Annotated in this window: 13 protein-coding genes and 3 pseudogenes; 13 read left to right on the top strand and 3 right to left on the bottom strand. The window is 33.9% G+C overall.

Annotated features, from left to right (window positions below):
* Positions 1-116 precede the first annotated feature (116 nt).
* The 5 genes and pseudogenes from GI584_RS10665 to GI584_RS10685 all read left to right on the top strand — a co-directional run bounded on the left by GI584_RS10665 (position 117) and on the right by GI584_RS10685 (position 7,131).
* The gene (locus GI584_RS10665; RefSeq protein WP_228552391.1) at positions 117-3,788 is read left to right on the top strand and encodes a glycosyl hydrolase 115 family protein; all 3,672 of its coding nucleotides are present in this window, start codon (positions 117-119) and stop codon (positions 3,786-3,788) included.
* A gap of 541 nt (positions 3,789-4,329) precedes the next feature.
* A complete protein-coding gene (locus tag GI584_RS10670; protein WP_153791218.1) occupies positions 4,330-5,643 on the top strand; it encodes an ABC transporter substrate-binding protein in 1,314 nt (437 codons plus the stop codon).
* A 100-nt stretch (positions 5,644-5,743) separates the two neighbouring features.
* A pseudogene (locus GI584_RS24035) lies at positions 5,744-5,997 on the top strand (GNAT family N-acetyltransferase); the annotation flags it as partial.
* A gap of 100 nt (positions 5,998-6,097) precedes the next feature.
* Positions 6,098-6,229 (top strand): sporulation histidine kinase inhibitor Sda, encoded by a 132-nt coding sequence (sda, locus tag GI584_RS10680; RefSeq protein WP_153791219.1) that lies wholly within the window; start codon positions 6,098-6,100, stop codon positions 6,227-6,229.
* A 558-nt stretch (positions 6,230-6,787) separates the two neighbouring features.
* A pseudogene (locus tag GI584_RS10685) lies at positions 6,788-7,131 on the top strand (winged helix-turn-helix transcriptional regulator).
* A gap of 65 nt (positions 7,132-7,196) precedes the next feature.
* Here GI584_RS10685 and GI584_RS10690 read toward each other — a convergent pair.
* A complete protein-coding gene (locus GI584_RS10690; protein WP_153791220.1) occupies positions 7,197-7,757 on the bottom strand; it encodes an NAD(P)H-dependent oxidoreductase in 561 nt (186 codons plus the stop codon).
* Positions 7,758-8,104: 347 nt separating this feature from the next.
* Between GI584_RS10690 and GI584_RS10695 the strand changes: the two genes are divergently transcribed.
* The 4 genes from GI584_RS10695 (at position 8,105) to GI584_RS10710 (ending at position 9,977) form a co-directional block, all read left to right on the top strand.
* Positions 8,105-8,614: a GNAT family N-acetyltransferase gene (locus GI584_RS10695; RefSeq protein ID WP_325063431.1), complete on the top strand. Its 510-nt coding sequence runs from the start codon at positions 8,105-8,107 to the stop codon at positions 8,612-8,614.
* Positions 8,615-8,745: 131 nt separating this feature from the next.
* The gene (locus GI584_RS10700; protein ID WP_153791222.1) at positions 8,746-9,165 is read left to right on the top strand and encodes an NUDIX hydrolase; all 420 of its coding nucleotides are present in this window, start codon (positions 8,746-8,748) and stop codon (positions 9,163-9,165) included.
* 156 nt (positions 9,166-9,321) lie between these two features.
* The gene (locus GI584_RS10705) at positions 9,322-9,528 is read left to right on the top strand and encodes a helix-turn-helix transcriptional regulator (protein ID WP_153791223.1); all 207 of its coding nucleotides are present in this window, start codon (positions 9,322-9,324) and stop codon (positions 9,526-9,528) included.
* The gene (locus GI584_RS10710; RefSeq protein WP_153791224.1) at positions 9,525-9,977 is read left to right on the top strand and encodes a hypothetical protein; all 453 of its coding nucleotides are present in this window, start codon (positions 9,525-9,527) and stop codon (positions 9,975-9,977) included. Before GI584_RS10705 ends, GI584_RS10710 begins: the two co-directional genes overlap by 4 nt.
* A gap of 160 nt (positions 9,978-10,137) precedes the next feature.
* Here the strand turns inward: GI584_RS10710 and GI584_RS10715 are convergent, their stop codons facing one another.
* Positions 10,138-11,376, bottom strand: a complete 1,239-nt coding sequence (locus GI584_RS10715; RefSeq protein ID WP_153791225.1) for an IS110 family RNA-guided transposase — start codon at positions 11,374-11,376, stop codon at positions 10,138-10,140.
* Positions 11,377-11,841: 465 nt separating this feature from the next.
* Between GI584_RS10715 and GI584_RS10720 the strand changes: the two genes are divergently transcribed.
* From GI584_RS10720 to GI584_RS10730, 3 genes are all read left to right on the top strand, one after another.
* Positions 11,842-12,108 carry a YesK family protein gene (locus tag GI584_RS10720; protein WP_153791226.1) on the top strand — a complete coding sequence of 89 codons (267 nt, stop codon included), beginning with the start codon at positions 11,842-11,844 and terminating at the stop codon, positions 12,106-12,108.
* 323 nt (positions 12,109-12,431) lie between these two features.
* Positions 12,432-12,995, top strand: a complete 564-nt coding sequence (locus GI584_RS10725; protein ID WP_153791227.1) for a helix-turn-helix domain-containing protein — start codon at positions 12,432-12,434, stop codon at positions 12,993-12,995.
* Positions 12,959-13,825 (top strand): IS3 family transposase, encoded by an 867-nt coding sequence (locus tag GI584_RS10730; RefSeq protein ID WP_194842181.1) that lies wholly within the window; start codon positions 12,959-12,961, stop codon positions 13,823-13,825. Before GI584_RS10725 ends, GI584_RS10730 begins: the two co-directional genes overlap by 37 nt.
* Positions 13,826-14,432: 607 nt before the next feature.
* Here GI584_RS10730 and GI584_RS10735 read toward each other — a convergent pair.
* Positions 14,433-15,088 (bottom strand): annotated as a pseudogene (locus GI584_RS10735) (NADPH-dependent F420 reductase); the annotation flags it as partial.
* Positions 15,089-15,471: 383 nt separating this feature from the next.
* On the opposite strand from GI584_RS10735, the gene GI584_RS10740 reads away from it, so the two are divergent.
* Positions 15,472-16,266, top strand: coding sequence for a transglutaminase domain-containing protein (locus GI584_RS10740; RefSeq protein WP_153791229.1), 795 nt, complete (start codon positions 15,472-15,474; stop codon positions 16,264-16,266).
* Positions 16,267-16,356 lie beyond the last annotated feature (90 nt).

A 16,356-nucleotide genomic window follows, 5' to 3' on the forward strand; every position in this document is an offset into this window, starting at 1 on the left:
AGTTTAAAAATATAATGGTTTTATTAGAATATAACTATAAAATTGAAGTGGTTAAGCAGATAGGTGAATTATAATATTCAGGTTTTACATCATCATGATAGGAAGGATTGAAAAGTGTGGAGGGTAAAACATTAATCTGTAGTCATAAACAAAAGATAAATATATATTTATCACAGAATGAACTTCCAGCCGTTAAAATTGCTGCACATAATCTTACAAAAGATATCTATCAAGTATGCGGCGCTATAGGAGAAGTTACAGATGGAGAAGGAAAGATTGTTATAGGGGCAATCGCAAACAATATCGCCATTAAAAAAAAACTTGAAGATAAGGAAATACATACGGAATGCCTGCAAGATGGTGAAGGAAACTATAGGTGGGAAGGATATCTCATTCAGGAGAAAGATGGTATTTTATACATTTTAGGAACTGATAGAAGGGGAACTATATTTGGTATATATGAATTCTCAAAAATGATCGGTGTTTCACCATGGTACTTTTTTGCAGATGTTCCTGTTAAAAAGCATGATTCCATTTTAATAGATAGGGGCCATAAAACTTCTTCCTATCCATCCGTACAATATAGGGGGATCTTCTTGAATGATGAGGAGCAACTTGACGCTTGGGCAAAAGCACATACAAATGATAATACCATAGGACCTGAAACATATGTACATATATTTGAACTACTACTAAGATTAAAAGCAAATTATATTTGGCCGGCTATGCATGTAAATTACTTTAATGAGAACCCAGAAAATGGCCGATTAGCAGAAGAAATGGGGATTGTTGTCGGAACATCACACTGTGATATGCTTCTTCGCAGTAATCAGAATGAATGGGAACCCTGGCTTGAGAAAAAAGGCTATGAAGAAGTAAGTTACGATTATTCTATTCCAGGGAGAAACCGTGAGATATTACAAGAATACTGGCGCGAAAGCGTAGAACAGAATAAAGATTATGAAGTGTGTTATACGGTCGGCATGAGAGGAGTACATGATTTTGGGTTTAAGACAGATGAGATAGATCATAATACAAATCTCAATATGGAAGAAAAAAAGCAGGAAAAGGTAAAGCTTCTCGGTAATATCATTAAGGATCAAAGAAATATTTTAAAAGATGTATTAGGAAAAAAGAATCGTGAAGAAGCGTTACAGACATTTATACCCTATAAAGAGGTTCTTCCTTTATATGACGCAGGTTTAGAGCTACCGGATGATGTTACGCTTATGTGGGTCGATGATAATTTTGGTTATATGAGAAGATATCCTGATTCAAAAGAGCAGAAACGTTCAGGAGGCCATGGGATATATTTTCACAATTCATATTGGGCACATCCTGGTATGAGTTATTTGTACATCAACTCTATACCAATGGCGCATACTGGAAATGAATTAAAGAAATGCTATGACAACGGCATTAGAAAGATATGGGTTCTTAATGTTGGTGCTCTGAAACCGCTTGAACAGGATATTGAATACTTCTTGACCTATGGTTGGGAAGCAGGAAAAGAAGATGCTGTAACAAAAGATACGTCAAAATTTACTGAAAAATGGATTGATTTTAATTTTTCGGGTGATTATGGGAAAAGAGCGGCTGATTTATATAACCGTTTTACCCAGATAACAAACGTATGTAAGATTGAACATCTGACTGGAGATAAATTTTCACAAACCATTTATGGAGACGAAGCTGGCGTAAGAGTAAATAAGTTAAAAGAAATATATGATGAAGCCAATAAAATGTACTTTGAACTGCCTCAAAATGAACGAGAATCTTTTTTTCAACTTTTTCTAATGAAGATTCATGCATCTTACTATGCAAATGCAGAGTTTTATTTTGCAGATCGAAGCAATCTGAGTTATGAACAAGGCAAAATGCAATCAGCAGACCATTATATAACAAAATCTAGGGAAATGATGGATTATAGAAGAAGTATGCTTCATTTTTATAATAAGATAATGTCCGGTGGCAAGTGGGATAGAATCCTTACACCAGAAAGTTTTTCACCACCGCCTACTGCAATGTATCCAGCAGGTACCCCAGCATTAAAGATTGAACAACCTGGTTCCAATATTATTGTATGGGGTGAACGTACACCCGAAACTAATCAAAAGATTATATTCGATTCCTATGGTATGGATGTAAAATGGTTTGAGATTTTTAATACAGGAGCAGAAAGTTTTGACTTTACTGTGGATATAAGTTCATGCAATGAATGGGTTGAAGTTTCAGAGGGCTTTGGTACGGTAATCGATGAAAAAAGAATATTGATAAAGTTGAAAGAAAAGTGTATTAACGAGGACAAAAGGGGCAAAATTGTGATAAAAACATCACCTGATGAAAAGGAATATCAGATTGATGTATTTGCTAATTGTAGAGAGGATATCCCGGAGCATTTTAATGGTCATGTTGAAGCGGATGGTTTTGTTTCCATGAAGGCTGACCATTTTATTTTTGATAGAACTTCAAGCGATAATCGGTGGCAAATTATTGAGGATATGGGAAGAATGGATGGAAATGTGATAGAAGCAGCAGGCTCTGGTTATCCTGACGGGAATGATGTACAGAATAATGCTTCAGTAAATTATCAATTTCTACTAAGAAGTAAAGGGCATTTTTTATTGGAAATTCATCGCTTTTTGACTTTGAATTCCACAGGTAAAATTCGTTTTGCTGTATCAATCGATGATATGGATCCTTTAATTATTGAAACTGAAACAAATGATGAGTGGCGTGGGAACTGGCGAGATGCTGTTTTAAATAATGGTGAAAAACTTTATGTGTCATTACCTTTTATGAATAGTGGTGTTCATAAACTAAATATTTATATGATTGATAGATATGTAACAATCAGTAAGCTTGTTGTTTATACAGATAAGGATTTGACGAATTTATCTCCACAGCTACTTGATCATAATAGCTCATTTATACAGCCTGAGGTATGTAATCTTGGGCCGGAAGAAAGTTATTTTACAGGTAATAGCTTAGTAGTGAGAAAGCCTAATTTACAAACGATTCCTGAATATAGCTTATCGGATATGGAAAATTTATGTACTACTATATATAGTATGAAAGTTGGTACTGCACCGTTACCAAACCTTGTATATGCCGGAATTGACTTTTGGAATTATGATAGGTTATATATGTTGAACGAAGAATATCCGCAATTTCAAAAGGGTGCTTCTAGATATATGCCTGATCAATTTGGGTATAAAGACGCTATTTCAGAATTTGGCTCTGGATATTTTATTGAAAATAATGGTGTTATCGCAATTGAAACAGAATATGCCCTTGAACAGTCTAATTATGCTAATACACAAAAAAGCTCTCATAATGAAAAGATTGAATGGACACATACACAAGCTGAGACAAATGGAGCAAGCGGAATGGCAATGCATATAAAAACTAGTGGATTAAGCTGGTCGAATGCGATGGATGCTCCTTCACTTCATTATAAGATAAAGGTTACGAGTCCAGGAACATACCGTGTATGGATGTTGATTAAATTTGATGATGAATTTTCGGATGCTTGTAGAATTGGCTTAGATGGGGTAGTACAGCCTTATCACCAGCAGTTTTCTAAGGGAAGGTTATATACCTATAGTACAAAACAAATTTGGTTTTGGACACTTTTGTCTGAAATTGATATTGATAAAGGAATTCATAATTTTTCCATCTATGGTGGTGAAGCTGGATTAAGAGTTGATAGAGTATATCTTACACAAGGTGATGAAATTGCACCAGATGATGCAGCTTGGATGGACTCAGAGAGGTTTATTAAATAGTATTATTTGAATAGTTTTAAAAAAAGAAAAGGTATTGTACAAAGTGAATTATCAATACTATCGATGTGATGTTTGGCAGTTCCTTTATGGGCACCCTTTATGTGTTCACATACCTTTTAAAATTATTTTATTACAATCTATTTATTAACAAATCCATTTTGATCAATCCTTTTTCAAAATGGATTCATATTCTATTTACGTTAAGGGAGGTGAGGTGTTATTTTTTAAGCTTCATTTTAATGGTTTACAAAGAGAATATCTTAATTCAAAAGGGAGCACTTAGGATATAACAGGGAATAACATGAATCATAAAGAGGACAACTAAATTAAATATTTACGAGTATTTGGTCAGGAAGAATCTGAGCTAAGTTTGTGTTAAATGCATTTAAGTTTACTAGATTTCAAAAAAATTGACTATATTGTTTTTACCAAAATGTAAAACCTAATTTTTAAACAGTATCTACTTAGTTTTATATTCTTTACAATAAAATTTAGATATTCTTTTTTGTAAGCGATATCAAAAAGTGCAGGAGGGAACAAAATGAAAAAATTAAGTATTATATTATTTTTAGGAATTATCATGGTTTTATTATTTACAGCATGTAACAACAATAATAATTCCACAAGTAATTCTAACGATGAATCGTCTGAAAAACAGTCAACTGATGCTGATAATGAGGAAAAGATTACATTAAGAATAGCTTGGTGGGGGGAACAAACAAGACATGAATATACTAACAAAGTAATAGAAATGTATGAAGAACAGAATCCAAACGTTAGTATTGAACCAGAATATGCGAGTTGGGATGATTATTGGACAAAACTTGCACCACAAGCAGCTTCTAACCAGTTACCAGATATAGTTCAAATGGATTTGATTTACTTGTCTCAATATTCAAATAGTAATCAACTAGCAGATTTAACACCTTATATTGGAAACGAACTTAATGTAGATAATATAGCAGATAATGTTGTGGCAGGTGGAAAATTAAACGATGGTTTATATGGTTTTAACTTAGGGACAGTTGCGATGAGTTGGGATTATGATCCAGCGATATTAGAAGAAATTGGTGTTAATTCTATCCCAGATAATTGGACTTGGGACGATTATCTGGAAATTGCTGAAAAAGCAAAGGATGCTGGATATTATATAGATGGGGGCTTGTGGGAAGATCCATTTAGATATTATCTTCGTTCGAATGGTGCGAGGCTTTTTGCCGAAGATGGTAGTGGTTTAGGTTACAGTGATGATCAATTATTTGTTGATTATTGGGAAATGTCAAAAGAATTGATAGATATGGGAGCTGTACAATCACCTGATGAAATCGCTCAACAGGCAGGTCCAGAAGATAGTGCTCTGGTTAAAGGGAAAGCAGCAGGTGTTTTTGAATGGGCTACTATGTTTATAGGTACTCAAAAAGTTGTCGGTAGACCGATGGAACTAAGTCCTCCACCAGGACCCAATGTTGATAAAGGCTTATATCTAAAACCTAGTATGTTTTTTTCAGTGTCCGAAAATTCTGAACACAAAAAAGCAGCTGCAGATTTTATTAATTTCTTTGTAAATGATATTGAAGCTAACAAACTAATTCTTGGTGATCGTGGAGTGCCGGCTTCTTCTAAAGTGAAAGAAGCTCTGATGGATCATGTGTCTGAATCTCAAGGTAAAGTTTTTGAGTATATGAGTTGGGTTGAACAAAACAGTTCTACGATGGGCACTCCAGATCCTAAGTCATCAGGTCAAGTTATTGAGGCATTAGTTAATATAGCAGATCAGATTAATTATGGAGAAATTACTCCAACTGAGGGGGCAAAGAAATTCAGGACTGAAGCAGAAAGTATTTTAGGAAATTAAAGTAAATTTTGCCCTTGTTATATTAAGGAAGGGAACTTCTTCTACTTAATCATTGATGGTTTAATGTAGTAGGAGTTTCTTTCCAGTTTATTGTCTACAAATAATGAAAGAAATACTCAAAGGTGCATTTGATGAACATAAATTACATAGAGTTAGTCTTGGTGTATTTGATTTTAACACTTCAGCAATTGCTTGTTATGAAAAGGCGGGATTTATAAAAGAAGGCTCACTTAGAAACTCAAGAAAGATTGGTGACGAATTTTATGGGAAATGTGTATTTTAGAGAATGAAGGGAAGGAAAAGTTTAGTTCTAGTGCTAACAGGTGCAAAAGTGGAGTAAGGAGTTGTCGATGAGGCAGTTCCTAGGATTAGTTTGATATCAAGCATACGTTTTAAATTAAATAGAAATGGGTATTAGTGTAGAAAACCAATCTTATGTGAAAGGAGGTTAACAATGCATTTACTATCAGACGAGCAATTGTTTGATAGTTACAAGAAGGCAATGGAGTTAAATTTAGATAAAGAATTTATTCAATTATTGGAAGAAGAAATAAAGAAAAGAAACATATGCATAGAAATTGGTTAGTTCAATGTTCAATAGACTATTATGTGTAGGATTTACAATATATTAAAAGGGTTTTATATTGTAAGTCAATTTTTCTTTTTATAAGTGAAACATTTCACTTAAATTAATGGGTAACAATTGTTGAATAAGAATTAAAAGGTTGATACAAATTATATATGAATCAACTTAATCATAGTAGAATCAAAAAGGCAAATCATCTAAAACCCTTCAGATACAAGGTCTTTAGATGATTTCTTTTTGTTGAACTATGGTATGAAAGGCTGTTTTAATCATAATTCACCTCTCACATTATTAGAAACACTGGGCACGTTTTTGCAATTGTGAGAAATTCTTTAACAGTAGGGAATACTTTAGAGACTCATTCTTGGAAAAAATAAAGTAGACTAAGAATTAAAGTCATCTTATATCTATAGTTTCTTAGAGACTAGATGATTATTTCTGGATATTTATGTTAATATAATTTTATAGATTGACAATGTACTTTAAAGTAACGGGCAGTTTTACAAGAAAAGGATAAAAATATAAATATTCGAGGAGAGAAATGCTATGCATAATGAACTGGAAGAAACCTGCGTCCCAAATGGCATTGCTTTAAAAGATACCGGCTTGGATATACGCTATCTGTCATAGGCGGCAAATATAAAATGATTATTCTATATTGGCTGTTAGAAAATGAGGTGATGCGATTTAATGAGCTAAAGCGTAACATAGGATCTATTTCTTTTAAGACATTAAGCGTGATGTTAAAAGAAATGGAAGCAGACGGAATAGTGGTGCGTAAAGAATACCCGCAAATCCCTCCAAAAGTAGAATATTCGCTTTCTGATCAGGGACGCTCTCTTTTCCCCATTTTAGATATGATGTGTGACTGGGGCGAAATGAATCAAAATGCAGATGAGTAAATAATATAGTTAAACAACCCGAAGACAATCAAGATTTTTCCTGCTGATTGCCTCCGGGTTTGTGTTTATAGACTATTCAAAAAAGCTAAATACTCTTTTGTATTGCGATCTAATTCATTTACCACTGGCTTTAAATCTTCTTCTTCTGTTCCGCCTGGCTTTTGTTCTTCACCGTAAAACGCATGAATCGAACGATAATCTGCCTGACAATAGAAAAAGGTTGTTTCAAACGGAATAAGTATTTGTTCCAAAGTATGTCCATATCTTCCATTTTCACTGTAGTCACTTGCTCTGATGCCTGCCGAAACAGCTAATGCCACTTTTCGATTTTTTAATTTATCCCCGCCATTGGATCCATAAGCCCATCCGTAATCAAAAACTTCATCAAGCCATTTCTTTAGAAGGGACGGACTATTAAACCATTGTATCGGAAATTGCAGAACAAAATTTTCGTGTGATTCAATTAACAGTCGTTCCTTTTCCACATCAATCTTTACTGTCGGGTATTCCTTATACAATTCATGTGCCGTATATTCTTCAGGATATTTTTTCAACTCCTCAATCCATCGCTTATTAACGATAGATGTTTCTATGCTCGGGTGAGCTACTACAATAAGTGTTTTCATAGAATGTATCCTCCTTAAATTTTATTACTCTTTGAGTATAGAATACGTTTTTTTAATGTGTAAGTACGCACTTTTAAAACAGGTACTTTCGTAAAAGTAAGTACTTATAGGAGGAAAAGGAGTAAAATAAATAAAGGCCGCTAACTTTTAGCTTTTTCTTGTTCCGCAACTGGGCCAGGTTGTAGAATAATTTCTATCTCCAGTAGTGGATATTTATGTTAAAATCTAATTGAGTTTGTGAAAAAATAAACTTAAACTAACTGGCAGTTTAATTGAAGAAGGGTATATATATATAAATGGAGGGAATTTAAATCGCAAATGCTAAGATTTCTCTTTCAAATGAAAGACTGTTACTAAGAGAATTTACGAAAGATGATTGGATTGATGTCCATAAATATGCATCACAAGATATCGTTTGCCAATATCAACCTTGGGGACCAAATACAAAAGATGACTCACTAGGATTTGTTAAACAAGTAATTAATGATGCTAATCAAGAACCAAGAACGAGGTTTGTTTTTGCAATTGTTTATAATGAGAATATGATAGGAGCTGGGGAGTTTAACATTAGAGATTTCACTAATAAAATTGGAGAAGTCGCCTATATTTTAAATCCAAAGTATTGGGGAAAAGGAATAGCAACAGACGTCGCTAAACTGTTGATTGATTTTGGATTTAAAGAACTTAAACTTCACCGCATATATGCAACTTGCGATCCTAGAAACATTGGCTCATCAAAAGTATTAGAAAAAGTCGGAATGGTTAAGGAAGGTAGAATTCGTGAAAATTTGTTTGTAAAAGGTGGATGGCGAGATTCTTTACTTTTTAGCGTACTGGAACATGAATGGGAAAAATAATATAACAAGTCCTCTTAAGTTATAGGGTGCTAATACACACCAAATTGTCAGTTGCTGCTGATTTTTTTGAAAATGGGAATGGTTGTTAATAAAATTAATTAAAAATATTTAGAGATGGAAAGGAAATATGAATGAACCCAATTAAAAAGGCTTATGGTTATGTAACAAGAATTAAAAATGGGAAAACACAGGTACTAGTTTTTCAACATCCAATCGCCGAAGCAGGCATACAGGTGCCTAAAGGAACAGTTAAGCCTTATGAGGATACAAAAAATGCAGTTATTAGAGAAATGGAAGAGGAAACGGGACTAAGGAATTTTATGGTTGTAGATTTGATTGCTGAAGACTTTTGGGAGAATGATGATGGTACGATACATAATCGATTTTTTTATAAGCTAACTGTAAACGTTGTCGAAGATAAATGGGATTATAAACCTACTGGTGGAGGCGAAGAAGAAGATCTAACATTTCATTACTTTTGGATTTCTTCTGAAAATGAAATTGAACTCATAAGAGGACATGGAGATTATTTAAACCTTATATTCAACTAGACGAGCTAATAGAAACGTTTCTTATTGCATTAACGGGTGCTTTTCTAAATTGGAAAGCATTTTTTTAAGAAGGGTGTGTAAGGTACACTTGACACACAAAATATACTCTGGTAAGTTTAATGTAAGGTTAACCTTACAAGGAAAGAGGTACAATAATTGAAAAACAAAGTTAAGAACCTTAGAGAGCAATTTGGATTATCACAAGCACAATTGGGTGAGAAGGTGAGTGTTTCACGGCAAGCAATTAATGCAATAGAAAACAATAAGTTTGACCCGTCGATTTGGTTGGCATATGATTTAGCAAAATTTTTTAATTTGTCAATTGAGGAAATATTCGATTTTGAGGAGAGTGAGAGAAAATGAGTTTGTTAAAACAACCTATCATAAATATAATCTTTATTGGTTTTATGTCAGTCATTTATTCGTTTATTTTTATTTTTACGGCTGGTCATATGGAATTTGTTAGTATTCTTTCACATAGAGAGACACTTAATTCTTCTTTCTGGAATGGGTGGTCTGACTTTCTCAGAACTGGAAACATGAGGTTTATTGGATACCTTATAATTGGTTTAACCATTGCCATAATAGTATTTATCTTGATTAAGAAAAGAAAAAAGTACGATGAATATCAAGTGAGTATTTTATCCAAAAGTCTATTAGTTGCTGGTACTTTATCTATTTTAATGATTCCATTTATGATGATTTTACTTTTGAGTGATTCAAACTATGCGGTGGAAACAATCTTCCTATTTGCATCCGTACAATGGATCAGTGTTTTAGTTTCGTATTTGATTTATGTTATTAAGTTTTAGTTTGTGAAAAAATGTACTTAAGGTAAACCAGCTAATAGTTTGTCAATATTTTTCAATAAAAAAATTAAAATACCCATGATATACTAAAAAAGAACATGCCAAATAACCTTCCTATTAGTTGTAATTGGAAGGTTTTGTTGTATTTAGTTAGATATAGTTTCTAAGCTATATCCTGGAAAGTAGTTCTGCTTTTTAGTAAAGCGTAAATCCAATGTAAGAGCTTGTTAACACATGCAATAACTGCTACTCTAAAGGGTTTTCCTTCTTCACGTTTTTTATCGTAAAACTCTCTTAATCTTTTATTGCGTGCCATGATATCATCTGTTGTCTTCTTTTTACGAGAATCTCGAATACCACTTTGGACCGCCATATATAAGGCATGGCGAAGTCTATTGGATCCTCGTTTAGTAATTCGATTAACGGATGCCGTAAACTTACCAGAGGAATAAACACTTGGATCTACTCCAGCAAATGCAACGAGCTTTTTGGCATCATTGAACCTATCTATCTCTCCAACTTCAGAAATAATCGTGCCGGCGATTTTTTCTCCGATACCAGGGATAGACTGGAGTATATGATATTCTTCAATTTCATTAGCGAGGGCATCTATTTCAGTCGCAATTTTCGATAGATGCTCTTGGTATTGAAGAACAATCGTCACCAACACCTCAAGATTAAAGATATGACTCTCGTATAAGTTTTTCTTAAATGGATTACGAAGAGCTGCATCTCTTAGTTTCTGTGCTTTTTCCATTGCCCAGAGGTCGGAACGACTCTTACATAACGCACCAATCCTGTCTGCTAATTCTCTTTCACTCATCTTCAAAACTGCCGCAGATGTTGGGAATTCAAGTAAAGTAAGCAACGAAACCTTAGAATATAAACTACCAAATACACCTCTATATTCTGGAAATACCTGATCCACCAAAGAGTGCAGCTGCAACTTAGTTTTTGCGGATATTTCTGCAATGCTTTCCTGTTGTCTAGTAAGATTGCGAAGGTTTAATAGCTGAATGCCTCGCTTTTTATAAGGTTCTAATTCTTCTTTATAAAACAGCTCACAAAGGTGATAGGCATTCACAGCATCTGTTTTAACCTTACGCAGATTTGAACTTTTGGCACGATGTGAAATGAGAGGATTTACTATAATATAAACATACTGTTGTTCCTCCAAAAATTGAATAACGGGAGTATGATAGTGACCAGTTGACTCTAGAACTACCGAAGGTGGATTGCCATTAGCTGCGTCTTCAACTTCTTCAAGAAATTCTAGTAAGTTACCTAGTCCATTAAGATCATGCTTAATACTAAAGCTTTTACGATATGGTTTACCTTTATCTAAAAAAGCTTGGAGCTGACTTTCCCCTTTTGAAACATCCAGACCAACGACTGGATTCATAGAATATCTCCTCCTAGAATAATAAATTAGTCGGTATCCCCAAAAGGCTTCTTGTAATGTCATAGGTTCGCTTGTTAAACGGGATCTATTGTCCCAACCAGCCTGAAACATGTTTATACAAGTAGGGGGTGAACAGTTTAGCTAACGGGATCGAGTCCCACGGGTGCGACGTTCTACCCCGACTACCGTTATAATAAGACCATATTAAAAAAGGTCAACCAGAAAATAAAGGATACTCTTTAAATATCTGGCTAACCTTATATTACGAACTGGTGCAAGAGTTAAACATGGCGATCATCAAATGATCATCTTTTTTTATGTCCTAAAATTAAAATAAAATAATGGAATATTATGTTAACATTATGAGGGAAGATATTGTGCTAACTGTCAGGTTAATGAAACAATGGAAAAACAGTCACTTTAAAAATGGAATATAATGTTAATGAGGTGAGTGGGGGATATTCAATGATGCTTTTAGGACCTTTTCTGATGGCTCTTATTCTAGGGATTATTATTTTGACGTTTACCTGGTGGTTCAGCAACAAAGGTTTTACCTTATTTGTAAGGATGTTGCCTGGAACCATAGCGATTATAGTTGCTGTTATTCTTTTCTATATTGGTTTTGTAAACATTAGAGGATTCGAAGGTGGAGCATATGGGTTTATTGGTTTCTTTTTAACCATTTTTTCCATTATATCTTTTGTATTGGGAAATACAACTATTGCACGGTAAAAAATTATCGACGTTATAATATATAAAGAGTGATTGCTAAGGTCTTCTTCAATTTAAGAGTAGCAAGAGTTGAATAACTGTAGCTGTTGTGGCAGCGTTTTTTGTTCCACTAACTGCAGGTTAGTTTAATAAGTGAAATTACATTTTTCATATCTTTAACTTGTTTCAATCGTCTGTAATGGCCTTAGGGAGGAATTTAATTTTTAAACCGAAAAGGGGGCAGGTAAAGTTGAAAATAGTAGGAAAGATTCAAAAAAAGTATAGAGAGAAGGTACCGACCCCCGAAAGTTAGAGTAAAAAATCTAATTTTCGGGGGTGTTTTTATGGTCAAATATAGTGAAGAATTTAAAGTAAAGCTTGTCACCGAGTATTTGTACGGGAATCTTGGATATAAATCATTGACGAAAAAATATAATATGCCCAGTACTTCTCCATTAAAAAATTGGGTGAGATCCTATAAAGTACAGGGGGTGGATGGATTAAAACGAAGAAATACTAAGAAGGAGTATTCTGTTCAATTTAAATTAGATGCGGTACAATTTATGCTAGAAACAGGTGCTTCTTATTTAGAAACTGCTGTTCAATTTAATTTGAACAACCATTCCATGATTCAACGTTGGTTGAAAGCATTTCGTGACCAAGGAATAGAAGGCCTGAAACCAAGACCAAAGGGGAAACCTTCTATGTCTAAGAAAATCAATAAACAAAAGAAAAAAGAAGAGAAGAAGTTAACACGCGAAGAAGAATTAGAACGCGAGAATGAATTATTGCGACTAGAAAATGCGTACCTAAAAAAGTTGAGAGCTTTTCGAGAGAATCCGAATGCCTTCCACGAAAAGCACAAGCAAAGGTGGCATTCGAACTCAAAGAAGAAGGATTCCGATTAAAAGATATTCTCTTGGTGGTAGGCATTCCGGAAGCAACCTACCACTATCATGTGAAAAATTTTGGCATAGAAGATTCGGACACAGAATTAAAAAAAGTCATTACGGATCTATTTAAAAAGTTTCATGAACGTTATGGTTATAAACGGATTACGAAAGAATTAAAGAAATTAGGACATTCTATTAATCATAAAAAAGTGTATCGCATTATGCGGAAACTAGGGTTAAAATGTGTGAAATTTATGCGGAAATCTCGTAAATACAATTCCTATAAGGGGAATGTTGGAAAAGTAGCGAAAAACCGATTATCCCGCCGTTTTAGCACACCTATCCCTCTTCAGAAATTAGTAACCGACATTACAGAATTCAAATGTCTAGGCGAAGAGAAGTTATATTTAAATCCGATTCTTGACCTTTATAACGGAGAAATTATTACGTTTGAAACCAAAAAGCGCCCAACGTTAGATCTTGTCATGGAACCTTTAAAGGATACGATAGAGATAATAAAGAATCATGCAGCCTATCGTACCACCATCCATTCCGATCAAGGCTGGCATTACCAGCATAACCAATGGGTGAGGACACTAAAAGAAAATAAAGTATTCCAAAGCATGTCACGTAAAGCAACCTGCGCAGACAACGCTTCGATGGAGAATTTCTTCGGTATTTTAAAGCAAGAAATGTATTATGGGGAAGAATTAGTAAGCTATGAAGAATTAAAAAGCCGGATTGAAGAATATATCTATTGGTACAACCATGAACGATCAAAAGAAAAATTAGCTGTATTGAGTCCAGTTGAATACCGAACTCAATCCACCCAATCAGCTTCATAATAAAACTCTAACTTTTGGGGGTAACCACCGAAATAAGTTATTTTTAGCTTTAGATATTTTTTTAAGTATCTTGACGATTTATTTTGCAGTTCGAGTGTTACTCATTTCTATTTCGGGGTTAGTAAGTTCAAATCCGTCAACTGATTCTCCGACTTTATTAATTTTTGCTATGCTCTTTTCCTTAGGATTATCTAGTGCTGTTCGGGTTGTTGAAATGTTAGTTATCGGGAAAAAGGAATATTTCACGTTATTACTCTTATCTACAATCTTCGTTCTCAGTGTATCTGTATATATATTATTAATAGACTACTTTAAGTGAGCTTTAACCAATCTGGGACGATTGCTGAACGACCAGCAATCCCTTAATGTGTTAACTGGTAGTTTAGTGTAACAACAATACAAATTTTTACGGCGATGAAAATTGTTAACAACGTCTAAATATTTTTAAAGTGTTACATCCAAGGTGGATGAGCAGAGTTTATAGTAAAAGATTTGCCAAAATAGTGATCAAAGTTATTTTGATTACTATTTTGGTGTCAAATTTCCTATGTCTTCTATTCAATTTAAAATTAAATACCAGAGCAATGATCAATATGGGTTTCCTAAATTATGAAATATATGTTTCTCTGTTTAGATTCACAATATCTTTATGTGAAAATCCAGCTGAAAACTTCTCTATTACCTTATCCCGTAAGAATGGGGCTTTTTCTTTATTTGCCTTTTTTCAATGCTTCCGTTAGTTCCTCTTTTGTTAGTTCTGTGCAGTATGCAGGAGTTCCTGGCTGTTGCTCCACGAATCACTTAAAGAACCACTATCTACTGCGTCGAAGCCTAGCTTGTTTACTAAGTCCATGATTAATTGTTTTGTGATAGGTTATTACCAGCAATCGCCAAGGCAATGCGACCACTAGTACTTTTTGGGGTTCCTTTATTTTCTAAAGTATAAGCTAATTGATTTTTGAAAGCTTTAATGATAGGTCTACTTAATTGATTTGAAACCCAAACACTTTCAACCATCCCGTTCTCAATTTCTTCAATTTTATTGTCTCTAAAAGGATAATAATTTGAAGTGTCTACAGCGATTACTTCCTCTCCCGCTTTATCTACAATGTTGCGATTGCTTGGCATTACATGAATAGGGATAGATATTATAAGAACATCAATATTTGTTATTACATCTTCTACACTCACAGATGTTCTAGCAATCTCTTTTCCTTCTAAACGTTCAATTCCTCGAGCATCTGCAATTTTGACATCACGTCCATATAATTTTTGAAGTTAACGAATCGGGTTTAAAAGAAGAAGACCATGAAGTAGTAACCATAATAATAGGACAAAAAGAAGGCTGGGTATATATGTTATCTTGCTTAAAATGCTATTTAGAAAATGACGCTAAGGATTTAAGTGCATCTTTAATTCACTAAAATTTTTTGCACTTGTTAAACTATTGGTGCAAAAGTTCAACAAGGTGATCATCAAATGATCGTCTTTTTTCATGGCTTAAATTTAAAATGAGATAATGGAATATTATGTTAAAATGGTGTGAAAAGATATTGTGCTTTATGGCAGGTTAATGGAAGAAGGAAATAGAAATTATAAGGAAAGTAAATTAAATTTCTGGGAAGACAGTGAGAGGGAGAAGTTAAATGTTTGGGTATATTCCTGAGTTTAAGAATTACTATTTAAAACTGTTAGAGCTTACAAAAGAATATAAACCGCAAACAGGAGGAGCAACTGCTAATTTTCAATATCAGGAATTTAGTAATGAGAATTTGCGAAAGTTGAGAACCAAATACGATCTTGATGCAATAGCAGGAACGGGGAGTGAAATTGATCAAATTTTAAAACTTATAGCTTGGGTACATAAAAGATTAACACATGGAAGTATGTCTCATCATGAGGTCAATCATGCACTTCATATCTTAGAGCTTGCAGATCAAGAAGAAATCAGTGCTAATTGTTATGTAATTGCAACTGTATTGAATGAGGTATTGCTGAGTATGGGGTATAAATCCAGAAGAGTACAATGTTTTCCGTATGATGCATATGATCTTGATAGTCATGTTGTTAATATTGTTTATATCTCCGAACTAAACAAATGGATATGCGTAGATGCATCATGGAATAGATTTGTAACTGATGAAAACGGGAATTTGCTTGATCTTCAGGAGTTTAGGAACAGGCTATCAAAAAATGAAAAGATACTTGTTAACGGAAAATCTGATACACAAACAGAAGAAAGTTCTTTTTATCTAGGGTATATGTCTAAAAATCTATTTTGGTTTTTATGTCCTGCGATAAGTGAATATAACTTTGATGCAGAGAGGTCTATCCAACCTTTTTATGCTTTATATCCTAATTATTATACTCCACTAAAACAATTAGGATCTTATAATAAAATAATTATACCGACAAACGATCCAGCGGAATTTTGGAAGTGATTAATCATATGTTGTGAAATGTTGTACTTAAACATACGGGTGCAATCTACAATAAGGGTAGATGCTTATTGTGTTAACTAGCAGTTTGTG

The organism is Gracilibacillus salitolerans (genome assembly GCF_009650095.1).
Classification (GTDB): Bacteria; Bacillota; Bacilli; order Bacillales; family Amphibacillaceae; genus Gracilibacillus; species Gracilibacillus salitolerans.